Source organism: Acidovorax sp. GW458-11-26-14-TSB4, from assembly GCF_059423865.1.
On record NZ_JBWKYR010000001.1, the window covers coordinates 175,338 to 196,411 of the forward strand.

A 21,074-nucleotide genomic window follows, 5' to 3' on the forward strand; every position below is an offset into this window, starting at 1 on the left:
TACGGGCCGCTTCTCTTTTTTGGAGCGGCCAGTGTATCGGGCGCCTGCGCCCGATGCGTCCGTAATTGTGCTTACGGACTGGTATGGCTTGTTACTTCAGCTGGGCCTTGAGCAGCTTGCCCAGTTCCGAGGGGTTGCGCGTGATGACGAAGCCGGACTCTTCCATGATGGCCAGCTTGGCATCGGCCGTGTCGGCGCCACCGGAGATCAGCGCGCCGGCGTGGCCCATGCGCTTGCCGGGAGGCGCGGTCACGCCAGCGATGAAGCCCACGATAGGCTTCTTCATGTTGGCCTTGCACCACTGGGCGGCTTCGGCCTCGTCGGGTCCGCCGATTTCACCGATCATGATCACGGCGTCGGTGTCCGGATCGTCGTTGAAAGCCTTCATCACGTCGATGTGCTTGAGACCGTTGATCGGGTCGCCGCCGATGCCCACGGCGCTCGACTGACCCAGGCCGACTTCGGTCAGCATGGCCACGGCTTCGTAGGTCAGCGTGCCCGAACGGCTCACCACGCCGATGCGGCCCTTGCGGTGGATGTGGCCGGGCATGATGCCGATCTTGATTTCGTCGGGCGTGATCAGGCCGGGGCAGTTGGGGCCCAGCAGCAGGGTCTTCTTGCCGCCGGCGGCTTCCTTGGCCTTCATCTTGTTGCGCACTTCGAGCATGTCGCGCACTGGAATGCCTTCGGTGATGCAGATGGCCAGGTCCAGGTCGGCTTCAACGGCTTCCCAGATCGCGGCAGCAGCGCCTGCGGGCGGCACGTAGATCACCGACACGGTGGCGCCGGTCTGCGTCGCGGCTTCCTTGACGGAGGCGTAGATCGGGATGTTGAAGATCGACTCGCCGGCCTTCTTCGGGTTCACGCCCGCCACGAAGGCGTTCTTGCCGTTCGCGTATTCCTGGCACTTTTCGGTGTGGAACTGGCCGGTCTTGCCCGTGATGCCCTGGGTGATGACCTTGGTGTCTTTGTTGATGTAGATCGACATGTGTGTTCTCCGGGCTTACTTGACGGCAGCAACGATCTTGGTCGCGGCTTCGGCCATGGTGTCTGCGGCGATGATGGGCAGGCCGGACTCGGCCAGCATCTTCTTGCCCAGCTCTTCGTTGGTGCCCTTCATGCGCACGACCAGCGGCACGTTCAGGTTCACGGCCTTGCAGGCAGTGATCACGCCCGTGGCGATGGTGTCGCACTTCATGATGCCGCCGAAGATGTTGACCAGGATGCCTTCGACCTTGGGGTTCTTGAGCATGATCTTGAAGGCTTCGGTCACCTTCTCGGGGGTGGCACCGCCGCCCACGTCCAGGAAGTTGGCCGGCTCGCCGCCAAACAGCTTGATGGTGTCCATGGTGGCCATGGCCAGGCCGGCGCCGTTCACCAGGCAGCCGATGTTGCCGTCCAGGCTGATGTAGGCCAGGTCGAACTTGGAGGCTTCCACTTCGGCCGGATCTTCTTCGTCCAGGTCACGGAAGGCCACGATCTCAGGGTGGCGGAACAGGGCGTTGGCGTCGAAGTTGAACTTCGCGTCCAGGGCCATCAGGTCGCCCTTGGAGTCGCAGTTCAGCGGGTTGATTTCCACCAGCGACGCGTCCGTTTCCATGTAGCACTTGTAGATCTTCGCGAAGATGTCCACGGCCTGGTCGATGGAAGCACCGGTCAGGCCGATGGCGGCCGCGACCTTCTTGCTCTGCTCGGCGGTGATGCCGGTCAGCGGGTCGATCATCTCGGTGATGATCTTCTCGGGCGTGGAGTGGGCCACTTCCTCGATGTCCATGCCGCCTTCGCTCGAAGCGATCAGGGCCACCTTCTGCGTGGCGCGGTCGGTGACCAGCGACACGTACAGTTCGTTCTTGATGTCGGCGCCGTCTTCGATGTACAGGCGGCGGACCTTCTGGCCTTCGGGGCCGGTCTGGTGCGTCTTGAGCTGCATGCCCAGGATCTCGCCAGAAATGCGCTTGACGTCGTCGATGGTCTTGGCGACCTTCACGCCGCCGCCCTTGCCACGGCCACCGGCGTGGATCTGGGCCTTGACGACCCACACGGGGCCGCCGAGCTTCTGGGCTGCTTCAACGGCTTCTTGCACCGTGAAAGCGGGAATGCCACGCGGAACGGGCACACCAAAATTGCGCAAGATTTCCTTGCCTTGGTATTCGTGAATCTTCATGAGGTCTCTCTCAGGGAAGGGTGGTAGTTACCCGTTTACCATGAACAGGTGTCTGGCCGCGGGCTTGGGACATGGCAACCTTCGACTGTATCATGCTGCGACGCACCATCCCTTGTGCCTAACACGTACAGCGTTGAAGTCCATCCATTCTTACCCGGCAGTTGCCACTGCCAGACCAGCAGGAGTCACCCCATGTCCAAAGTCTTTATCGATGGCGAAGCCGGCACCACGGGCCTGCAGATCCGTGAGCGCCTGCAGGCCATGCCCGAGGTCGAGCTGGTCAGCATTGCGCCCGAGCTGCGCAAGGACCCTGCCGCCAAGCGCGAGTTGATTGCCGGCGTGGACCTGGTGGTGCTGTGCCTGCACGACGATGCGGCGCGCGAGACCGTGGCCATGGTGGATGGCATCGAAGAGGCCGGTGGCCGCAGGATCAAGATCATCGACGCCAGTACCGCCCACCGCACCGCCCCCGGCTGGGTCTTCGGCTTCCCCGAACTGGCGCCCGGCCAGCCCGATGTGGTGGCCGCCGCCAACCGCGTGGCCAACCCCGGCTGCTATGCCACGGGCGCCATCGCCCTGCTGCGGCCCCTGGTCGATGCGGGCCTGGTCCCCGTGGACTTTCCGCTCGCCCTGCCTTCGGTCAGCGGCTACTCGGGCGGCGGGCGCACCATGATCGAGGCCTACCAGAAAGGCGAGGCCCCGCTGTTCGAACTGTATGCCCTGGGCCTGGCGCACAAGCACCTGCCCGAGATCATGCGCTACACGGGCCTGACGCGCCGGCCCATCTTCGTGCCCTCGGTGGGCAACTTCGAGCAGGGAATGCTGGTGCAACTGCCCCTGCACCTGGACATGCTGCCCGGCGCCCCCAAGGCCAGCGACCTGCACGACGCCCTGGCCGCGCACTACGCCAAGAGCAACACGCCCGAGCAGTGGGTCAGCGTGCTGCCCGCCACGGCCGACGGCAAGCTCGACGCCCTGGCCCTCAACAACACCAACAAGCTCGAGTTGCGCGTGTTCGCCAACGAAACTTACCGCCACGCCGTGCTGGTGGCGCGCCTCGATAACCTGGGCAAGGGCGCCAGCGGCGCTGCGGTGCAGAACCTCAAGCTGATGCTGGGGATCTAAACCTCATCACCCTCCACGCCGCGCACCACGCGGCGCACCACGTCGCTGGAAAAGCCGCGCGCCATCAGAAAGCGCACCTGCTTCGCGCGACCTTGCGGGTCCCCGGCCGGCTCGCCGAAACGGCGGCGCCACACCTCGCGGGCGCGGGCCAACTCGGTGTCCTGCAGCTGCGCCAGGGCCTGTTGAGCCGCTTCGCCACCCACACCCTTGGCCTGCAGCTCCTGGCGGATGCGTGCCGCGCCCATGCGCCCGGCGCGCTGGTGGACGACCGAGGCCACCACGCGCTCTTCGCTGATGAAGTCCCTGGCCTCGAGCTCATTCAGCACGGCCTCCAGGTCCTCGCCCTCCTGCACGTGCGGGCGCAGCTTGCGCAGCAGTTCCGCGCGCGAATGCTCGCGCTGGCCCAGCAGCCGCAATGCGCGGCCCTTGAGGGAAAGGGTGTCAAAGCCCATGTGTTGGTTCTGCAGACAGGCAAGGGATGCAATGCACTGCGGCCATTGCCGCAACACTGCGCAATGGCCGCCAAGGCGTATCGCGGTGGCGCCCAATGCGCCGCCGCATCACTCGTCCGAATCGTCTGCTGCTGCAGCCGCTGGCAGTCCGTCGGGCAGCAGCGCAATGCCCAGCCCTTCGCGCACCTTGTTCTCAATCTCGCGGGCGAGGTCGGGGTTCTCGCGCAGGAACTCGCGCGCGTTGTCGCGGCCCTGGCCGATCTTCTCGCCGTTGTAGGCATACCAGGCGCCCGACTTCTCGACGATCTTGGCGGTCACGCCCATGTCGATGATCTCGCCCTCGCGGCTGATGCCTTCGCCGAACAGGATGTCGAACTCGGCCGTCTTGAAGGGCGGGCTCACCTTGTTCTTGACCACCTTGACCTTGGTCTCGTTGCCGATGGCTTCGTCGCCCTTCTTGATGGTGCCGGTGCGGCGGATGTCCAGGCGCACCGAGGCGTAGAACTTGAGCGCATTGCCGCCGGTAGTGGTTTCGGGGCTGCCGAACATCACGCCGATCTTCATGCGGATCTGGTTGATGAAGATGACCGTGCAATTGGTCTTCTTGATCGTGGCCGTGAGCTTGCGCAGCGCCTGGCTCATCAGGCGGGCCTGCAGGCCGGGCAGGGCGTCGCCCATCTCGCCTTCGATTTCGGCCTTGGGCGTGAGCGCAGCGACCGAGTCGATGACGATCAGGTCCACGGCACCCGAGCGCACCAGGCTGTCCACGATTTCGAGCGCCTGCTCACCCGTGTCGGGCTGGCTGATCAGCATGTCGGACAGCTGCACACCGAGCTTCTGGGCGTACTGCACATCCAGCGCGTGCTCGGCGTCGACGAAGGCGCAGGTGCCGCCCAGCTTCTGCATCTCGGCAATCACCTGCAGGGTCAGCGTGGTCTTGCCCGAGGATTCCGGGCCGTAGATCTCGACCACGCGGCCACGTGGCAGGCCGCCCACGCCCAGGGCGATATCCAGGCCCAGCGAGCCGGTGGAGACGACCTGGATGTCTTCGATCACTTCGCCTTCGCCCAGGCGCATGATGGTGCCCTTGCCGAACTGCTTCTCGATCTGGGCGAGCGCGGCCGCCAGTGCCTTGGCCTTTTCGGTGTTGACGGGAAGGGCGGGGTTGGTGCCTTTGACTGCGACGTCCATGGGAAAACTCCTTGAGAAACAACGGGTTGGGTGTTTGCACTTCGTCTGCAATTAACTACAGGCTGGATGCTTGAACAGTAGTTTATGCGAGCCATTGCGCGGCAGCAATCCACTATTTAGTCAGTTTGCCTGACAATATCGGATGCCCGATTTTCTGCCCACCGCACCAGCACCCACACCCGCCGAGGATGGCTGGCGCCAGACCCACCTGGGGCGCCTGCTCGGCCACGCCATGCGCCGTTTCGACGCCCGGGTGCTGCAGCTCATGGCGCAGAACGTTGAAGTGCCGCTGGCCCTGTCCAACCTGGCCGCGCGCGACCAGGTGAGCGCGGCCCACGTGCACATCACGCGCCACCTGGCCCTGCAGGGCGACCGCCTGACCGACCTGGCCCAGCGCGCCGGCATGAGCAAGCAGGCCATGGCCACGCTGGTCGACCAGTGCGAGGCCTGGGGCCTGGTCACACGCGAGGCCGACCCGCTCGATGCGCGGGCGCGGCGCGTGTGTTTCACCCCCACGGGCCTGGCCTGGCTGCAAGCCTTCCGCGACGCGGTGGCCCAGGCCGAGGCCGAGTTCCGCAGCGAAGTGGGCAAGGACGTGGCCACCGTGGTGGCCATCGGGCTCGAAGCCTATGCGGGCGGCGGGCCGGGCTGAGCAGACCGGGCGCCGCGGGCCCTGGTCAGTCTGCCGATGGCACCTGGGCCCGGGCGGCGGCCACCAGGCGGGGGGCATCGACCCCCAGGGCCCGCAGCGTGCGCGCCGCCACGCCCTGCGGCATGGCCGCGACGGCGGCCACCACGTGCGCGCCGAGCAAGGGGCCTTCCTGCTCCTTGCTTGAGCGGGCGAGTGCCTGCACCAGTTCCTGGCCCGAGGGCCGGGCGCGGTAGAGGCTCGCCGCCGCGGGCGCTTGCAGCGCGGCCGCCTGCGGCAAGGGGGCTTGCACGCCCGCGGCTTGCAGGGCTTCACGGTACTGCCGCTCGATGGCCTCCCCCACGGCTGACGGGTCGGCACCGACACTCTCGAAGGCCCGGCGCGCCGAGCCTTCGGGCAGGTCGATGGCCGCGAGCAGAAAGTGCTCCGCGCCCGGCGCCGCCTGGCCACGCAACCGGGCGTGCGCCTCTGCGTCCGTGCACAGCCGGCTCAAGGTGCGCATGCTCTGGAAACGGCGCTGCAGCTTGCGGAACATGGTGGAACTCCTTGTCTCAGGTTCGGGGAACATGGGCGGACAGCCGCTTGTGCGCGGCCTGCTTGCTGACACCCAGCGCCTGTGCGATCTGCGCCCAGGACCAGCCCTGCTGCAGCGCCGCAGCCACTGCATCGGCTTCGAGCCGGTCGGCCAACAGTCGCAAGGCCACCACGGCCGCGAGCGCAGCCTCGGGGTCCTCGTGCGAAGGAAGGGATGCGGGTAACTGCATGCCGTCAACTGTAGTTGACGACCGGTCGGGCGTCAACAAATATTGACGGCTTCCGTCACGCTGCGGGCACGGAGCTGGCGACCGGACCGCTCCCCCCAGATGCGGGCTCGGCACAGGCCAGCAGCCATTGGCGGAACTGCTGCAGGGTCTGCAGCTGGTTGCGCCCCTCGGGATAGCAGAACCAGTAACCCACATCGCTCTGGTAGCCGCAGCCAGGCAGCGGTTCGCGCACCAGGCCGCTGGCGATCTCGTCCTGCACCAGGCAGCGCGGCACCAGCGCCAGGCCCATGCCGGCCATCACGGCACGGATCATGGACTGGAACTGGTCGAACTGCGGGCCGGCCAGCGGGTTGAGCCCTTGCACGCCATGCGTTTCGCTCCAGCGCAGCCAGGCCTCGGGCACCGTGACATGGCGCAGCAAGGTATGGCGCGCCACGTCGCGCGGGCGGTCGATGGCCCAGTCCGCCACCCGGCTGCGCGGCGCGATCAGCGCCACGTCCTGCCCCGTGAGGTAATGGGCATGCGCGCCGGGCCAGTGGCCGTCGCCGAAGAGGATGGCGCAGTCGAGCTCGGGCCGCTCGAAGTTGTAGCTGTGCACATAGGGCACGAAATGCAGCGTGACCTGCGGATGCTGCTGCTGGAACTGGGGCAAGCGCGGAATCAGCCACTTGGCCGCAAAGGTCGGCAGGCTCGACAGGTGCAGCGCGCCACCACCGTCGTCGCTGGTGATGAGCTCCAGCGTGGCCGCCTCGAGCTGCGCGAGCACGGCGCGCACGGCCTTCTCGTAGCGCTCGCCTGCGGGCGTCAGCGCCAGGCGCTTGCGGCTGCGCTCGAACAGCGGCACGCCCACCCAACCCTCGAGCTCCTTGACTTGCTTGCTCACCGCGCTCTGGGTCAGGTGCAGCGCTTCGGCCGCGCGCGAGACGCTGCCAAAGCGGGTCACCGTGGAAAAGGCGCGCAGCAGGTGCACGGGTGGCGAAAGCCGCCTGAGGGAGGACATCGTAAGTTATCAAATCATTCCGAGCTGGAATGTTATCAGGCACATCCATTGCTTGGTAGAGGGTACCGAATCATTTAATCTCAAACCCCCTCCCTAGGAAAACCATCCATGAAACGCCGTCACCTGCTCACCACCCTGGCTGCCGCATCTTTCGTTCCTGGAATATCCCTGGCGCAAGATGCCAAGCCCTTGCGCATCGTCGTGCCCTTCCCGCCCGGCGGTGCCACCGACATCACCGTGCGCGCGCTGCAGGAGTCGCTGGTGCGCATCCTCAAGCAGCCCGTGGTGCTGGACAACCGCGCCGGCGCAGGCGGATCCATTGGCATGGCCGAGGTGGCGCGCGCCCCGGCCGACGGCCTCACGCTGGGTGTGGCCACCCTGTCCACCCATGGCGTGAACCCGGCCGTCTACAGCAAGCTGCCCTACAACCCGATCAAGGACTTCGTGGGCGTGACCGAGATCGTCAAGGCCCCAGGCGTGGTCGTGGTGAACCCGACCGCCCTGCCGGTCAAGGACTTCGCCGATCTCGTGAAATACCTCAAGGCCAACCCCGGCCGCGTGTCGTTCGCGACGCCCGGCAATGGCACCATCGGCCACATGTGGGGCGAGCTGTTCAAGAGCAGCACGGGCACCTCCATGGTGCACATCCCCTACCGGGGTGCAGGCCCGGCCATCAACGACGTGCTGGCCGGCCAGGTGGCGGTGTACTTCGACCAGGTGGCCTCCTCGCTGCCGCACATCAAGGCCGGCAAGCTCAAGGCGCTGGCCGTCTCCTGGCCCGGGCGGCTTGACGTGCTGCCCGATGTCCCCACCTATGCCCAACTGGGCTTCGCCAACAACAACGACCCGTCGTGGTTCGGCCTGGTCGCACCGGCCGGCACGCCCGCGGCCGCCGTGGACCGCATCCAGCAGGCCGTTGCTCAGGCCTTGCAGGAACCCGCCGTGCGCGAGCGCCTGGCCGGCCAGGGCCTGTACCCCTCGGGCACCACGCCCAAGGACTTCTCGGCCCAGCTGGTGCGCGAGATCGACAAGATGAAGCGCGTCGCGGCCTACGCCAAGATCGCTCTGGACTGAAACCGTGCCGGGCCCACGGGCCCGGCGGCCATAGCTGGGCAAGGCCACTAGGGATAACCATGGTCTCCACCCGGTCTGGACGGCTAGGCCGGCCGTCCCACTTTGCGCACACTCTGCCTATGCATGCAGCCTTGAAACTCATCCACCGACGATTCCAGCAGGCCCAGCCCGGTGCCACCGGTTCTCCCGGCAGCACCCCGCTGGCGCCTGCGGCCTCATCCTCTCCCCCCACATTCACCTACCTGCCCGGCACCACCGCGCTGGTGCTCGACTCGCCGCACAGCGGCACCCGCTACCCCGACGACTTCGGCTCCGTGTGCGACCTGCCCACGCTGCGCCGCGCCGAAGACACCCACGTCGAGAAGCTCTACGACTTCGCCCCTGCGCTGGGCGTGGCCTGGGTGGAAGCGCACTTCCCCCGCATCTACCTCGATGCCAACCGCAACACCACGGAACTCGACGTCAGCCTGCTCGACGGCGAATGGCCAGACCCCATTTCCACCGATCCCCGCGTGCTCTCCAAGGTGCGCCTGGGCAAGGGCCTGATCTGGAAGTTCACCGACGAGGGCGAACCCATCTACAACCGCCAGCTCACGGTGGACGAGGTGCGCGCGCGCATCGACCGCTGCTGGCGCCCCTACCACGGCGCCGTGGAGCAGGCCATCGCCGCCGCGCATGCGCGCCACGGCTACAGCATCCACATCAACTGCCACTCCATGCCGGCCGTGGCGGCCAGCCACGCCACCGACTTCCCGGGCCTGGTGCATGCCGACTTCGTGATCGGAGACCGCGACGGCAGCACCGCCAGCCCGGCGCTGTCGGCCCTGGTCTGCGAGCACCTGCGCGGCTGCGGCTACAGCGTGGAATACAACCACCCCTACAAGGGCGTGGAGCTGGTGCGCCGCTACAGCGACCCGGCCGCGCACCGCCACAGCATCCAGGTGGAGATCAACCGCCGGCTCTACATGGACGAGGCCACCCTGGAACAGCACCCCGAGGGCATGGCACGGCTGCGCACCGATCTGCGCGCCCTGGTGGACAAGCTGCTGGCGCACGACCCGCGAGGCTGATCCCGCGCAAACGGGCTGCCGGCAGCGGCAGCCCGCCGCGCCTAGAATGGGGTGGCAGGCCCGGCGCCAGACCGGGCCGACCAACAGGAGACACCCCCGCATGCGCATCCTCATCGCCGAAGACGACCAGGTGCTGGCCGATGGACTGCTGCGCACCCTGCGCAGCTCCGGCGCCGTGGTGGACCATGTGGCCAGCGGCAGCGAGGCCGATGCCGCGCTGATGACCAACAACGAGTTCGACCTGCTGATCCTGGACCTGGGCCTGCCGCGCATGCACGGACTGGAGGTGCTCAAGAAGCTGCGCAGCCGCGGCTCGGCGCTGCCGGTGCTGATCCTCACCGCGGCCGACAGCGTGGAAGAGCGTGTCAAGGGCCTGGATTTCGGGGCCGACGACTACATGGCCAAGCCCTTCAGCCTGCAGGAGCTCGAAGCCCGCGTGCGTGCGCTCACGCGCCGCGGCATGGGGGGCACCAGCAGCGCCATCAAGCACGGCCCCTTGGTGTACGACCAGGCGGGCAGGGTGGCCACCATCGACGGCAAGATGGTCGAGCTGTCCGCGCGCGAGCTCGGCCTGCTGGAGGTGCTGCTGCAGCGCGCCGGCCGCCTGGTGAGCAAGGAGCAGCTGGTCGAGCGCCTGTGCGAGTGGGGCGAAGAGGTAAGCAACAACGCCATCGAGGTCTACATCCACCGCCTGCGCAAGAAGATCGAGCGCGGCCCGATCCGCATTGCCACGGTGCGGGGCCTGGGCTACTGTCTCGAGAAAATCCCGGGCTAGCCCGCCTCCATCTTGAAAATCTTCCAGCGCGAGCAGCGCTCCCTGTTCGGCGAGATCCTGGACTGGATGCTCACCCCGCTGCTGCTGCTGTGGCCGGTGAGCCTGGCGCTGACCTGGCTGGTGGCGCAGGGGCTGGCCAACAAGCCCTTCGACCGGGCGCTGGAGTACAACGCGCATGCGCTCGCGCAACTCGTGGGCGTGCACAAGGGCGCCGTGCAGTTCAACCTGCCCCAGCCGGCCAGCGAGATCCTGCGTGCCGATGATTCCGACGTGGTGTACTACCAGGTCAAGGGTGTGGGCGGCGAGTTCCTCTCGGGCGAGCGCGAACTGCCTGCGCCGCCCACCGACGAGGTGCCCATGCCCGGCGAGGTGCGGCTGCGCGATGCCGAGCTGCGCGGCATCGACATCCGCGTGGCCTACATCTGGGTGCGCCTGCCCTTGCAGGACAGCCCGCTGGCCCTGGTGCAGGTGGCCGAAACGCGCGAGAAGCGCAGCGTGCTGGCCACCGAGATCATCAAGGGCGTGATGCTGCCGCAGTTCGTGATCCTGCCGCTGGCGGTGCTGCTGGTGTGGCTGGCGCTGGCGCGCGGCATCCAGCCGCTGAACCAGCTCGAGCAGCGCATCCGCGCGCGCAACCCAGACGACCTGTCGCCGCTGGACGACCGCACCGTGCCGCTGGAGGTGGCGCCGCTGGTCTCCTCGGTGAACGACCTGCTCACACGCCTGCACGACTCGCTGGCCACGCAAAAGCGCTTCCTGGCCGACGCGGCGCACCAGCTCAAGACGCCGCTGGCCGGCCTGCGCATGCAGGCCGACCTGGCCCAGCGCGAGGGCACCAGCACCGAGGAGCTCAAGCGCTCGCTGCAGCAGATCGGGCGCTCCAGCATCCGCGCCACGCACACCGTCAACCAGCTCTTGGCCCTGGCGCGCGCCGAGGGCAGCGGCGTGGGCTTTGCGCGCCAGCCCTGCGACCTGGCTCGCCTGGCCATCGAAGTGGTGCGCGACTCGGTGCCGCGCGCGCTCGAAAAGCGCATCGACCTGGGCTACGACGGCGCCGAGCCCGGCTCGCCCGGCGTCTGGGTGGACGGCAACCCCACGCTGCTCAAGGAGCTGGTGCGCAACCTGGTGGACAACGCGCTCAACTACACCCCCTCGAGCCCCGACCGGCCCGGCGTGGTGACGACGCGCGTGCTGGCCGACACTTTTGGCCGCGTGCTGCTGCTGCAGGTGGAGGACTCGGGCCCGGGCGTGCCCGAATCCGAACGCGAACTGGTCTTCCAGCCCTTCTACCGCGCGCTGGGCAGCGATGCCGACGGCTCGGGCCTGGGCCTGCCCATCGTGCTGGAGATCGCGCGCAAGCACGGGGCCGAGGTACAGCTCGAAGACGCCCACCCGGGCATGCAGCCGCCGGGGGCGCGCTTCAGCGTGCGCTTTGCGGCCAGCGACAGCGCCCCGGGCTGAGACACTTGCCCGTTTGGGGCATCATGGATCCCCCGTTCAGCCTGCTGACCCCATGCCGCCCATGCACCGTTTTCGCAACACCGACCCGGCCGTGGTGATCGGCAACTTCCCCTGGTACGAGATGGCCTGGCGGTCGCTGCGCGGCGATTTCAAGCCACGCAGCGAGCCCACGGGCGGCTACGCGCGCTTCGTCAGTGACTGGACCCAGCCCGTGGACCACGCGCTGCTGGCGCAAACGCACGTAGCACCCGTCGTGACCTGGCTGGGCCATGTCTCGATACTGCTGCAGGTGGCGGGCCTGAACGTGCTGATCGACCCCACGCTGGCCGGCCATGCCGGCCCACTGGGCCGCTTTGGTGCCGCGCGGCGCGTGCCGCCACCGCTCACACCGGAGCAGTTGCCACGCATCGACGCGGTACTGGTCTCGCACAACCACTACGACCACCTGTGCAGCGCCACCTTGAAGCGCCTGCGCGCGGCCGGGCAGGCGCCGCGGTTCATCGCACCCCTGGGGCTCAAGGACTGGTTCATGCGGCGCGGGATGGAGCACACCACCGAGCTCGGCTGGTGGGACGCTGTCGAACTGGCCCCTGGCGTGCGCGTGCATTTCACCCCGGCCCAGCACTGGAGCCGCCGCAGCCTGAACGACACCAATGCCTCGCTCTGGGGCGGCTACCTGCTCGAATGGGACCGGCCCGGCGCATCCACGCCCTGGCGCTTCCTGTTCCCGGGCGACACCGGTTACAGCGGCGACTTCAAGGCCATCCGCCAGCGCTTGGGCGCCGTGGATTTCCTGGCCCTGCCCATCGGCGCCTACCTGCCGCGCGATTTCATGAAGCCCATGCACGTGAACCCGGCCGACGCCGTGCAGCTGATGCTGGACGTGGAGGCCCGCCAGGCCATGGGCGTGCACTGGGGCACCTTCATGCTCACCCAGGAAGCCTTCGACCACCCGCCACGCGACCTGGCCGCCGCGCTGGCCGAGCGCGGCTTGCCGGCCGAGCGCGTCTGGCTGCTGCGGCACGGCGAGACGCGGGCGATCCCCATGTAGTGTGCGGCGGCCCGGCTTTTAGGCGACTGAGCGCACCGACATCAGCGCCATGAAGAGGTAGCCATTGTCCGTAGGCGCGCGGTACACCCCGCGCGCACCCAGCACCTGGGCCGCCACGCCCGACAGCTCCCAGCCATCCGTCACGTCGGCATTCCACAAGGGGACGGTCAGGGGCAGAAATCCCTGCACCTCGCCCCATTCGCGCAAGGCGGGGATGCGGGTCGACACCTTGGCGTGGTTGCTGAAATTCGCCCAGGCCCAGAGCCAGGTGCCGCTGGCCTTGGAGACCGAGCCGATGAACTCGATGTCCGCCACGACCTTGGGGGCGCCCTCGTGCGAGAAGGTCAGCGTGCCCTGGGCCTGGTCATAGTCCCAGCGCTCGAAGCGCGAGATGCCGTGGTCCGATTCCAGCGCCTTCTGCTTGTGTACCAGTGCATGGTGGGCATCCACCACGGCATCTTCCCAGGCGTGCTGCTGCGGCTCGGCCATGGCGCCGACACTCTGGGCCATGGCGTTCTGGTAGCAGTGGTGGCACAGGATCTGCAGGTCCAGGCAGCCTTCGTTGCGCTCGTTCCACTCGCCGCCTTCCTTGGCCAGCGCGTCATTGCAGCTCGCGCACCAGGCGTCCGGGTAGGGGTAGTCGGCCTCGGGCGCGTCGCAGAACCAGCGCTGCGCGGGCTGGCGGTGCAGGTGGCCGCAAACGTAGGTGGGCGTGGCTTCACCATGCTCGCTGCACTGGATGGAAGAGGCTTCTTCGGTCATGGGATCGGGAATCAGCAATAAAGACAACGGGGTGGACCGCTGCGGCGCAGGGCCCGGGGTTCGGTCAGCTGCAGGCACGCAGCGGCTTGCCGGCCAGGGGCCCGCGCAGTGTTTCCAGTTGCGGGCGCATGGCATCGGTCACCGCCGGCAGGCGCAGGGTGAAGCCCGGGGTTTCGGCACGCTCCTGGATCACGCGGGCCGTGCGCACGCCCTTTTCGCCCAGGTTCGCCAGCTCGCGCTTGGCCGCCTCTTCCGTTGCAAAGCGTCCGAGCGACAGGCCCAGCTCCCACGTGCCGCCGGGGCGGTCGAAATCCACCTTGCGCGCGCGCAACTCGGTGCGCTTCTTGTCCAGGGTCTCCTGGTCTTCGAAGCGGCCCATGTAGACCATCCAGCGGGCCGACACGGGTGTGGATTCCATGGTCCAGCTGCCCTGGGGCAGGCCGGCCGCCGCCGTGCGCACGGTCTCGGCCTGGCGCTCGTCGAGCACGCCGGCCTGCAGGCATTCGGTGGCAGTTGCCGCCGCAACCACCGGCGGCGTGGCTTCGGCCACCGGAGGCTGGGGCGTGGGGTTGGTCGGCCTGGCGCGCAGGATCTGCAGGGTTTCGGGGCGCAGTTGCTGGTTCATGCGCTGGGGCTCACCCTCCTGCGCAGGTGCGAAACCCCAGTCGCGCAGGTGCCCGTGCGACCACGCGTAGTAGCCGCCATTGGCCAGCAGCAGGATCAGGATGAGCAGGCGCAACATGCGGCAGGCTCCGTCATCATATGGATGACTGCGCGGGCACGGGCCGCACACTGATTTCCGAACTCGTGACGGCCTGCATGCCGCTGGCGGTCTGCACCAGCAGCGCGCCATCCTCGCCCACGCCGTGGGCGGTGCCGGCCTGCCCGTCGCTCAGGGTCACGGCGCGGCCCTGCAGGATGTCGCGCTGCGCAAAGCGCGCCTGCATGGGCGAAAAACCGTAGCCTTCGAAGGACTGCAGCATGGCCACCAGGGGCGGCACGATGCGCAGCAGCGCCGCCGGGGCATCGAGGCCCGGTTCCACGTCCTGCAGGCTGGCGGGTGGCATGCTCATGCCCTCGCCGCTGCGCGGCAGCACATTGATGCCGATGCCCACGACCACATAGCGGGCCGCGCAGGCCCGCTCCGCCAAGGCGCCCTGCGGCGCCACGAAGCTCGCAGTTTCGACCAGAATGCCGCCGAGCTTGCGGTCGCCCGTGATCCACAGGTCATTGGGCCACTTGAGTCCGACACGGGGCAACTGCCCGGCGGCAGGGAGCACTGGCTGCAGGCTCTCGGCCACGCTGACCCCCACGGCCAGGGACAGGCCCGACCAGTCGGCCGGCGCCAGGGACAGGCCCAGGCTCATCATGAGCGACGCACCCATGTCGCTCTGCCAGGCCCGGCCCAGGCGTCCGCGCCCGGCCGTCTGCTGTTCGGCCACAAGCAGGGTGGGGTCGCACAGCCCGGCGCGCGCACGGCGCATGAGCTCGGTGTTGGTGGAGTCGATGCTGGGCAGCACCTCGACGGAAAAGCCCGGCAACCGGGGCACCACAGCCTCCCACAGGGCTTCGGCGGGCCAGCGCAGGGAGAGCGCCGTCATGGCTTGGTGCCCTGCGCCGGCGCGGCAGGTCGCGCAGCCTTGGCACTGCCATCGCTCTTTTTGTTACCCTTTTTACGCACCGGTGCAGCCGGCTCGGGCGGCATCGGGGGGCGCCAGCCGCGCTTGGGCGCGAGCAGGGTGCCCCGGCAGTTGTCGCTGCCGCACCAGCAGGGGTATTCGGCCTTGAGCTTTTTCGTGTGGGGTTCGTCGATGATCAGGCCGTAGTCGTAGTTGAGTTCTTCGCCGGCAGCGATATTGCGCAGGGCCGTGATGAAGATGCGGCCATCGCGCTCATCGGCGTAGCAGTTGGGATTGCAGCTGTGGTTGATCCAGCGTGAGGAGTTGCCGCCGAACTTTGCATCGATCACGCGGTCTTCATCCACATGGAAGTAGAAGGTATGGTTGGGCTGCAGGGGATCGTGGGGGTGGCGGTCCTGCGCCTCCTCCCAGCCGATGACCTCGCCCGTGTACTCCACAAGGACTTCGCCTTCTGCAATATCCTGCACGGCAAACACGCCGTTGCCATGCACGCCCGAGCGCCGGGTCTGGATGCGGCGGCCCGATGGATTGGAAGGGGCGGCGGTCGATGCGGTGCGGGGCATGGCAAAAACTCTGTTAACTTGAATATGCACACATGCGCGTGCGCGTGTACGCGTGAGGCAACGAATTGTAGAAGCGACCGGCCGGATGCCGGACAGCCAGACTGGCGAGAAACCAAAAAATGACCAAGACCCTGGTAATTGCAGAAAAACCCTCGGTGGCGCAGGACATCGTGCGCGCGCTGACCCCCGTGGCGGGCAAGTTCGACAAGCACGAAGACCACTTCGAGAACGACCGCTATGTGGTCACCAGCGCCGTGGGCCACCTGGTGGAGATCCAGGCGCCCGAGGAATTCGACGTGAAGCGCGGCAAGTGGAGCTTTGCCCACCTGCCGGTGATCCCGCCGTATTTCGACCTCAAGCCCGTGGACAAGACCAAGACGCGCCTGAACGCGGTGGTCAAGCAGGCCAAGCGCAAGGACGTGACGCAGCTCATCAACGCTTGCGACGCGGGTCGCGAAGGGGAGCTGATCTTTCGCCTGATCGAGCAGTACGCCGGCGGTGCCAAGCCCCTGGGCAAGCCCGTCAAGCGCCTGTGGCTGCAGTCCATGACGCCCCAGGCCATCCGCGAGGGCTTCGACGCCCTGCGCAGCGAGCAGCAGATGGCCGGCCTGGCCCATGCGGCGCGCAGCCGCAGCGAGGCCGACTGGCTGGTCGGCATCAACGGCACGCGCGCCATGACGGCTTTCAACTCGCGCGACGGCGGTTTCTTCCTGACCACCGTGGGGCGGGTGCAGACGCCCACCTTGTCGCTGGTGGTGGAGCGCGAGGAGAAGATCCGCAAGTTCGTGAGCCGCGACTACTGGGAAATCCACGCCAACTTCGCCGCCGAGGCGGGCGAGTATCCGGCCAAGTGGTTCGACCCGAAGTGGAAGAAGGGCGAGGACGTGGAGATGCGCGCCGACCGCGTCTGGTCGCAGCGCGAGGCCCAGGCGATCGCCGACGCCGTGCGCGGCAAGCCGGCCACGGTGACGGAAGAGAGCAAGCCCACAACCCAGGCTTCGCCCCTGCTGTTCGACCTGACCAGCCTGCAGCGCGAGGCCAACGGCAAGTTCGGCTACTCGGCCAAGACCACGCTGGCCCTGGCGCAAAGCCTGTACGAGCGCCACAAGGCACTGACCTACCCGCGTACCGATTCGCGCGCCTTGCCCGAAGACTACCTGCCCGTGGCGCGCCAGACCTTCGAGATGCTGGCCGACAGCAGCATGCGCCACCTGGCGCCGCATGCACGCACGGCCCTCACCAACAACTACGTGCGCCCGAGCAAGCGCATCTTCGACAATAGCAAGGTGAGTGATCACTTTGCCATCATCCCCACGCTGCAGGCACCCAGCGGCCTGTCCGAAGCCGAGCAAAAGCTGTACGACCTGGTGGTACGCCGCTTCATGGCGGTGTTCTTCCCGAGCGCCGAGTACACGGTCACGACGCGCATCAGCACCGCGGCAGGCCACAATTTCAAGACCGAGGGCAAGGTGCTGGTCAAGCCCGGCTGGCTGGCCATCTACGGCAAGGAAGCGGCCGACGAGGTCGAGGGCGGCAAGGACGGCGACAAGGGCCAGAACCTGGTGCCCGTGAAGCCCGGCGAGACCGTGCGCACCGAGCAGGCGGACCCCAAGGGCCTCAAGACCAAGCCCCCGGCCCGCTACTCCGAAGCCACGCTGCTGGGTGCCATGGAAAGCGCCGGCAAGCAGATCGACGACGACGAGCTGCGCGAGGCCATGCAGGAAAAGGGCCTGGGCACGCCTGCCACGCGCGCGGCCATCATCGAAGGCCTGCTGACCGAAAAATACATGCTGCGCGAAGGGCGCGAGATCATCCCCACGGCCAAGGCCTTCCAGCTCATGACGCTGCTGCGCGGGCTGGAGGTGGAGGAGCTGTGCCGCGCCGACCTGACCGGCGAGTGGGAATTCAAACTCTCGCAAATGGAAAAGGGGCAATTGAGCCGCGAATCCTTCATGGCCGACATCGCCGCCATGACCGAGCGCATGGTCAAGAAGGCCAAGGAATACGACCGCGACACCATCCCCGGCGACTACGCCACGCTGGCCACGCCCTGCCCCAACTGCGGCGGCGTGGTCAAGGAGAACTACCGCCGTTTCGCCTGCGTGGGCAAGCCCGGTGCCGAGCCCTGCGGCTTCAGCTTCGGCAAGTCGCCCGCCGGCCGCACCTTCGAGACCGCCGAGGCCGAGGCCCTGCTGCGCGACAGGAAGATCGGGCCGCTGGAGGGCTTCCGCTCGAAGGCGGGCTGGCCGTTCACCTCGGAGATCGTCATCAAGTACGACGACGAGGCGCACAACTACAAGCTCGAGTTCGATTTCGGCGACGACAAGAACGCCGAGGAATCGGGCGAGCTGGTGGAGTTTGCCGATGCCTCCCTGGGCCCCTGCCCGATCTGCGGCGCCGCCGTGCACGAGCACGGCGCCAACTACGTGTGCAGCAAGGCCGTGCCCACCGCCGCCCAGCCCACGCCGAGTTGCACCTTCAAGAGCGGCAAGATCATCCTGCAGCAGCCCGTGGAGCGCGAGCAGATGCACAAGCTGCTGGAGACGGGCAAGACCGACCTCTTGGACAAGTTCGTCTCCATGCGCACACGCCGCGCGTTCAAGGCCTTCCTGGCCTGGGACAAGGAGGCCGGCAAGGTGAACTTCGAGTTCGCACCGAGCAAGTTCCCGCCGCGCAAGCCTGCTGCAGGCGCTTTTGCGGGCAAGACCGCCGCTGCCAAGGCCCCCGCCAAGGCGGCGGCAAAGAAGGCACCGGCCAAAAAGGCCGCCACCAAGACTGCTGCCGCCAAGGCACCGCGCAAGGCTGCTGCTGGCGCAGCCCCGAGCGCAGCGCTGGCCGCCGTGATCGGCAACGAGCCGGTGGCCCGCCCCGAGGCCGTGAAGAAGCTGTGGGAGTACATCAAGGCGAACAACCTGCAGGACCCCAAGGACAAGCGCACCATCGTTGCCGACGACAAGCTGCGCGCCGTGTTCGGCAAGGACAGCGCCGGCATGTTCGAGCTGGCCGGCATCCTCGGGCAGCACCTGGGCTGATCAGACGCACGCATGCGCAGTCCCTGGCGACCCACGATCTTTGCGCTGGTGGTGTTGGTGGCCGCTGGTGCCGCCTGGTGGACCGCCGACCAATGGCTGCCCCACGCCCGGCCCTGGCTTGACAAGACCTGGAGCAAGCTCTCGCGCCCCGGTGAAGACAGCCTGCCGCCCGAGAAGAAGGCCGCACAGGGGGGCGCCGCCGCCGGTGCGCGCAGTGCTGCTTCAGCCCCGGTGCAGCCACGCAAGTGCATCCAGGGCGGGCGCACCACCTACACCGACCAGCCCTGCCCGCCCGGAAGCCAGGAGCAGACGGTGGACGGCTCGGTCACTTCATTTCCCCGCACCCCTTGAAGGAGCGCGGCGGCGCGATCAAAGCACCCGGCGTTCCGTGACCAGAAAGGCCGTGATCTCTGCCAGGAAGGTCTTGGCGTGGGCCATGGTGCGCTGGCCCTGGGGCGAAGCGAAGGCCGCATTGAGCACCTCGGGACTTTCGAACCACAGCTCCACGATGCCGTCGATGGGCAGCTCGTCGTAGCCGCAGGGCACGCCCTTGGTGCGCTCGCGCCCACAGACCACGTTCTGGCGGTAGCCGCTCACGCCGGGCATGGTGCGTACCAGGTCGGCATGCACGCGCCATTCGCGCCGGAAATCGGTCTCGGACAGGTCATCGCGCCGGCGCAGCGTGGAGATGCGCTTGAGCAGCCGGGCGCGCGCTGCCGCGTCTTCGGGCAGTGCGATGACCTCGGTCTGCTCGATGGTCACGATGTGCAGGCCGCCGAGGAAATGCTGCTCGTCCGCGACCAGCGCTGCCGCCATCGCCCCGTCGCGGAAACCCGCATCGCCGGCCTGCGCGGCATCCACCCACAGCTGGGAGAAGCCATCGAAATCCCAGGGGCCGCGCGCAAAGTCGATGCCGCGCTGTAGCCGGTCGGTCACCAAGTTCTGCCAGTAGCCCCGCAGGCCGGGCACGCGCGCCGCCAGCGCGCCATGCTGGTCACGCCAGTAGGCGTCGAAGCGCTCATGGCTCCAGCCGGGCTGTTTCTGGATCAGGCCCATGCGGACGCGGGCGGGTGTCGTTGTCGTCATCCATGTCTCCGGCGTGGTGGTGAAGTGCTTGTCAGGGATTGCCGGCGGCCTGGTCCGCACGCGCACGCGCCAGGCTTGGTGCCCGTTTGGCCAGCCATACGCCGTGGCGCAGGGGCCAGCGCTCGTAGCCGGGATCGGCGCCCAGCGCCGCTGCCGCGTGGTGGGGCCAGTAGGGGTCGTGCAGCGCCTCGCGGCCGATGGCGATGAGGTCGGCCTGGCCACGGTCCAGGATGTTCTCTGCCTGCGCGGGGTCGACGATCATGCCCACGGCCTGGGTCTTCACGCCGGCCTCGCTGCGCAGGCGCTCGGCGAACGGCACCTGGAAGCCCAGGCCGCGCGGCACGGGCAGGGCGCGCGTCTCCTCGGTGAGCCCTCCGGAAGAACAGTCCACCACGTCCACCCCGCAGTCCGCCAGCGCGCGTGCCAGCACGATGGAGTCGTCCACGCTCCAGCCGCCTTCGCCGCTGCCGTCGACCACCGAGAGGCGCGCGAACAGCGGCTTGTGCGCGGGCCACACGGTACGCACGCGGCGGGCAATGTCCAGGGCCAGGCGCATGCGCCCCTCCAGGCTGCCGCCCCATGCGTCGCTGCGGTGGTTGGCATGGGGCGAGAGAAAGCTCGCCACCAGATAGCCATGGCCGAAGTGCAGTTCGACCACGTCCACGCCGGCCGCATCGGCGCGCCGGGCGGCGTCGGCAAAGCGCCGCACCACGTCCTCGATGCCGGCGGCGTCGAGCACGGCGGGGGCGGACCAGCCGGGCCCCGCAGGCAGGGTGCTCGGGCCCAGGCGTTGCCAGGGCTCGGCATCGGCCGCCAAGGTGGCTTCGGACAGGGCCGCGCCGCCTTCCCACAGCGGCTGGCTGCCGGCCTTGCGCCCGGCATGTGCGAGCTGCACGCCGATGGCAGCGCCGTTGGCGTGCACGAAGTCCACCACGGCCTTCAGGGATGCGACCTGACTGTCCTTCCACAGTCCCAGGTCGGCCGTGCCGATGCGCCCGCGCGGGTCCACCGCCGTGCTCTCGGTCAGGATCAGCGCGGCACCGCCGAGGGCGAACTTGCCCAGGTGCACCAGGTGCCAGGGCGTGGCATGGCCACCCTCGGCCGCATGCTGGCACATGGGCGAGATGACGACGCGGTTGCGCAGGGTGAGGCCGCGCAGGGCCAGCGGCTGGAACAGCAGGGGAGGGTGCAGGTCGGTCATGGCGATCAAATGAA

The 21,074-nt window shown here is 68.0% G+C and carries 22 protein-coding genes; 9 read left to right on the forward strand and 13 right to left on the reverse strand.

Annotated features, from left to right (window positions below):
* Positions 1–91 precede the first annotated feature (91 nt).
* A complete protein-coding gene (gene sucD, locus AC07X5_RS00855; RefSeq protein WP_492227777.1) occupies positions 92–988 on the reverse strand; it encodes a succinate--CoA ligase subunit alpha in 897 nt (298 codons plus the stop codon).
* Positions 989–1,003: 15 nt separating this feature from the next.
* Entirely contained in the window at positions 1,004–2,164 is a 1,161-nt protein-coding gene (sucC, locus tag AC07X5_RS00860; RefSeq protein ID WP_494768691.1) for an ADP-forming succinate--CoA ligase subunit beta, read from the reverse strand.
* Between the two features lie 192 nt (positions 2,165–2,356).
* Here sucC and argC point away from each other — a divergent pair, with 192 nt between their 5' ends.
* Entirely contained in the window at positions 2,357–3,289 is a 933-nt protein-coding gene (argC, locus tag AC07X5_RS00865) for an N-acetyl-gamma-glutamyl-phosphate reductase (RefSeq protein ID WP_494768692.1), read from the forward strand.
* On the opposite strand, the gene recX is transcribed toward argC, so the two are convergent.
* Both recX and recA read right to left on the reverse strand, forming a co-directional pair.
* Positions 3,286–3,741, reverse strand: coding sequence for a recombination regulator RecX (gene recX / locus AC07X5_RS00870; RefSeq protein WP_494768693.1), 456 nt, complete (start codon positions 3,739–3,741; stop codon positions 3,286–3,288). The genes argC and recX overlap by 4 nt on opposite strands.
* A gap of 108 nt (positions 3,742–3,849) precedes the next feature.
* Positions 3,850–4,932, reverse strand: coding sequence for a recombinase RecA (gene recA / locus AC07X5_RS00875; RefSeq protein ID WP_409957409.1), 1,083 nt, complete (start codon positions 4,930–4,932; stop codon positions 3,850–3,852).
* 142 nt (positions 4,933–5,074) lie between these two features.
* Between recA and AC07X5_RS00880 the strand changes: the two genes are divergently transcribed.
* A complete protein-coding gene (locus tag AC07X5_RS00880; protein ID WP_409957408.1) occupies positions 5,075–5,584 on the forward strand; it encodes a MarR family winged helix-turn-helix transcriptional regulator in 510 nt (169 codons plus the stop codon).
* A gap of 25 nt (positions 5,585–5,609) precedes the next feature.
* Here AC07X5_RS00880 and AC07X5_RS00885 read toward each other — a convergent pair whose 3' ends face one another.
* Genes AC07X5_RS00885 through AC07X5_RS00895 form a run of 3 tightly spaced genes read right to left on the reverse strand, consistent with a single transcriptional unit; the run spans position 5,610 to position 7,345 of the window.
* Positions 5,610–6,116 (reverse strand): Clp protease N-terminal domain-containing protein, encoded by a 507-nt coding sequence (locus AC07X5_RS00885; protein ID WP_409957407.1) that lies wholly within the window; start codon positions 6,114–6,116, stop codon positions 5,610–5,612.
* A 16-nt stretch (positions 6,117–6,132) separates the two neighbouring features.
* Positions 6,133–6,345 carry a helix-turn-helix domain-containing protein gene (locus tag AC07X5_RS00890; protein WP_409957406.1) on the reverse strand — a complete coding sequence of 71 codons (213 nt, stop codon included), beginning with the start codon at positions 6,343–6,345 and terminating at the stop codon, positions 6,133–6,135.
* Positions 6,346–6,400: 55 nt separating this feature from the next.
* Entirely contained in the window at positions 6,401–7,345 is a 945-nt protein-coding gene (locus tag AC07X5_RS00895) for a LysR substrate-binding domain-containing protein (protein WP_494768694.1), read from the reverse strand.
* Between the two features lie 108 nt (positions 7,346–7,453).
* Between AC07X5_RS00895 and AC07X5_RS00900 the strand changes: the two genes are divergently transcribed.
* The 5 genes from AC07X5_RS00900 (at position 7,454) to AC07X5_RS00920 (ending at position 12,776) form a co-directional block, all read left to right on the forward strand.
* A complete protein-coding gene (locus tag AC07X5_RS00900; protein ID WP_494768695.1) occupies positions 7,454–8,419 on the forward strand; it encodes a tripartite tricarboxylate transporter substrate binding protein BugE in 966 nt (321 codons plus the stop codon).
* A 119-nt stretch (positions 8,420–8,538) separates the two neighbouring features.
* Positions 8,539–9,489: an N-formylglutamate amidohydrolase gene (locus tag AC07X5_RS00905; RefSeq protein ID WP_409957403.1), complete on the forward strand. Its 951-nt coding sequence runs from the start codon at positions 8,539–8,541 to the stop codon at positions 9,487–9,489.
* A 100-nt stretch (positions 9,490–9,589) separates the two neighbouring features.
* Entirely contained in the window at positions 9,590–10,264 is a 675-nt protein-coding gene (locus tag AC07X5_RS00910) for a response regulator (protein ID WP_305744333.1), read from the forward strand.
* Positions 10,265–10,276: 12 nt separating this feature from the next.
* A complete protein-coding gene (locus AC07X5_RS00915) occupies positions 10,277–11,725 on the forward strand; it encodes a sensor histidine kinase (protein ID WP_409957402.1) in 1,449 nt (482 codons plus the stop codon).
* Between the two features lie 61 nt (positions 11,726–11,786).
* The gene (locus AC07X5_RS00920) at positions 11,787–12,776 is read left to right on the forward strand and encodes an MBL fold metallo-hydrolase (protein ID WP_494768696.1); all 990 of its coding nucleotides are present in this window, start codon (positions 11,787–11,789) and stop codon (positions 12,774–12,776) included.
* Positions 12,777–12,794: 18 nt separating this feature from the next.
* Here the strand turns inward: AC07X5_RS00920 and AC07X5_RS00925 are convergent, their stop codons facing one another.
* From AC07X5_RS00925 to AC07X5_RS00940, 4 genes are all read right to left on the reverse strand, one after another.
* Complete coding sequence (locus AC07X5_RS00925) at positions 12,795–13,538, reverse strand: DUF6882 domain-containing protein (protein WP_494768697.1); 744 nt, start codon at positions 13,536–13,538, stop codon at positions 12,795–12,797.
* A 64-nt stretch (positions 13,539–13,602) separates the two neighbouring features.
* Positions 13,603–14,280 (reverse strand): SPOR domain-containing protein, encoded by a 678-nt coding sequence (locus tag AC07X5_RS00930; RefSeq protein ID WP_409963303.1) that lies wholly within the window; start codon positions 14,278–14,280, stop codon positions 13,603–13,605.
* 16 nt (positions 14,281–14,296) lie between these two features.
* Entirely contained in the window at positions 14,297–15,139 is an 843-nt protein-coding gene (locus tag AC07X5_RS00935; protein ID WP_494768698.1) for a biotin--[acetyl-CoA-carboxylase] ligase, read from the reverse strand.
* Positions 15,136–15,741, reverse strand: a complete 606-nt coding sequence (locus tag AC07X5_RS00940; RefSeq protein ID WP_494768699.1) for an SET domain-containing protein — start codon at positions 15,739–15,741, stop codon at positions 15,136–15,138. The genes AC07X5_RS00935 and AC07X5_RS00940 overlap by 4 nt, the downstream gene beginning before the upstream one ends.
* A 119-nt stretch (positions 15,742–15,860) precedes the next feature.
* Between AC07X5_RS00940 and AC07X5_RS00945 the strand changes: the two genes are divergently transcribed.
* Both AC07X5_RS00945 and AC07X5_RS00950 read left to right on the forward strand, forming a co-directional pair.
* A complete protein-coding gene (locus AC07X5_RS00945; protein WP_494768700.1) occupies positions 15,861–18,773 on the forward strand; it encodes a DNA topoisomerase III in 2,913 nt (970 codons plus the stop codon).
* A 12-nt stretch (positions 18,774–18,785) separates the two neighbouring features.
* Positions 18,786–19,124: a DUF4124 domain-containing protein gene (locus AC07X5_RS00950; protein WP_409956601.1), complete on the forward strand. Its 339-nt coding sequence runs from the start codon at positions 18,786–18,788 to the stop codon at positions 19,122–19,124.
* Positions 19,125–19,142: 18 nt separating this feature from the next.
* On the opposite strand, the gene AC07X5_RS00955 is transcribed toward AC07X5_RS00950, so the two are convergent.
* A complete protein-coding gene (locus AC07X5_RS00955) occupies positions 19,143–19,859 on the reverse strand; it encodes an EthD domain-containing protein (RefSeq protein ID WP_494768701.1) in 717 nt (238 codons plus the stop codon).
* Positions 19,860–19,890: 31 nt separating this feature from the next.
* The gene (locus tag AC07X5_RS00960; RefSeq protein WP_494768702.1) at positions 19,891–21,060 is read right to left on the reverse strand and encodes an NADH:flavin oxidoreductase/NADH oxidase; all 1,170 of its coding nucleotides are present in this window, start codon (positions 21,058–21,060) and stop codon (positions 19,891–19,893) included.
* Positions 21,061–21,074 lie beyond the last annotated feature (14 nt).

What these genes read in the sequence shown, in the direction of transcription:
- AC07X5_RS00880 (WP_409957408.1), top strand. Translation starts at nt 5,075, where the DNA reads ATGCCCGATTTTCTGCCCACCGCACCAGCACCCACACCCGCCGAGGAT.
- AC07X5_RS00960 (WP_494768702.1), bottom strand. Translation starts at nt 21,060, where the DNA reads ATGACCGACCTGCACCCTCCCCTGCTGTTCCAGCCGCTGGCCCTGCGC.
- AC07X5_RS00895 (WP_494768694.1), bottom strand. Translation starts at nt 7,345, where the DNA reads ATGTCCTCCCTCAGGCGGCTTTCGCCACCCGTGCACCTGCTGCGCGCC.
- argC (WP_494768692.1), top strand. Translation starts at nt 2,357, where the DNA reads ATGTCCAAAGTCTTTATCGATGGCGAAGCCGGCACCACGGGCCTGCAG.
- recX (WP_494768693.1), bottom strand. Translation starts at nt 3,741, where the DNA reads ATGGGCTTTGACACCCTTTCCCTCAAGGGCCGCGCATTGCGGCTGCTG.
- sucC (WP_494768691.1), bottom strand. Translation starts at nt 2,164, where the DNA reads ATGAAGATTCACGAATACCAAGGCAAGGAAATCTTGCGCAATTTTGGT.
- AC07X5_RS00955 (WP_494768701.1), bottom strand. Translation starts at nt 19,859, where the DNA reads ATGACGACAACGACACCCGCCCGCGTCCGCATGGGCCTGATCCAGAAA.
- AC07X5_RS00920 (WP_494768696.1), top strand. Translation starts at nt 11,787, where the DNA reads ATGCACCGTTTTCGCAACACCGACCCGGCCGTGGTGATCGGCAACTTC.
- AC07X5_RS00950 (WP_409956601.1), top strand. Translation starts at nt 18,786, where the DNA reads ATGCGCAGTCCCTGGCGACCCACGATCTTTGCGCTGGTGGTGTTGGTG.
- recA (WP_409957409.1), bottom strand. Translation starts at nt 4,932, where the DNA reads ATGGACGTCGCAGTCAAAGGCACCAACCCCGCCCTTCCCGTCAACACC.
- sucD (WP_492227777.1), bottom strand. Translation starts at nt 988, where the DNA reads ATGTCGATCTACATCAACAAAGACACCAAGGTCATCACCCAGGGCATC.
- AC07X5_RS00900 (WP_494768695.1), top strand. Translation starts at nt 7,454, where the DNA reads ATGAAACGCCGTCACCTGCTCACCACCCTGGCTGCCGCATCTTTCGTT.
- AC07X5_RS00930 (WP_409963303.1), bottom strand. Translation starts at nt 14,280, where the DNA reads ATGTTGCGCCTGCTCATCCTGATCCTGCTGCTGGCCAATGGCGGCTAC.
- AC07X5_RS00885 (WP_409957407.1), bottom strand. Translation starts at nt 6,116, where the DNA reads ATGTTCCGCAAGCTGCAGCGCCGTTTCCAGAGCATGCGCACCTTGAGC.
- AC07X5_RS00890 (WP_409957406.1), bottom strand. Translation starts at nt 6,345, where the DNA reads ATGCAGTTACCCGCATCCCTTCCTTCGCACGAGGACCCCGAGGCTGCG.
- AC07X5_RS00940 (WP_494768699.1), bottom strand. Translation starts at nt 15,741, where the DNA reads ATGCCCCGCACCGCATCGACCGCCGCCCCTTCCAATCCATCGGGCCGC.
- AC07X5_RS00945 (WP_494768700.1), top strand. Translation starts at nt 15,861, where the DNA reads ATGACCAAGACCCTGGTAATTGCAGAAAAACCCTCGGTGGCGCAGGAC.
- AC07X5_RS00925 (WP_494768697.1), bottom strand. Translation starts at nt 13,538, where the DNA reads ATGACCGAAGAAGCCTCTTCCATCCAGTGCAGCGAGCATGGTGAAGCC.
- AC07X5_RS00935 (WP_494768698.1), bottom strand. Translation starts at nt 15,139, where the DNA reads ATGACGGCGCTCTCCCTGCGCTGGCCCGCCGAAGCCCTGTGGGAGGCT.
- AC07X5_RS00905 (WP_409957403.1), top strand. Translation starts at nt 8,539, where the DNA reads ATGCATGCAGCCTTGAAACTCATCCACCGACGATTCCAGCAGGCCCAG.
- AC07X5_RS00910 (WP_305744333.1), top strand. Translation starts at nt 9,590, where the DNA reads ATGCGCATCCTCATCGCCGAAGACGACCAGGTGCTGGCCGATGGACTG.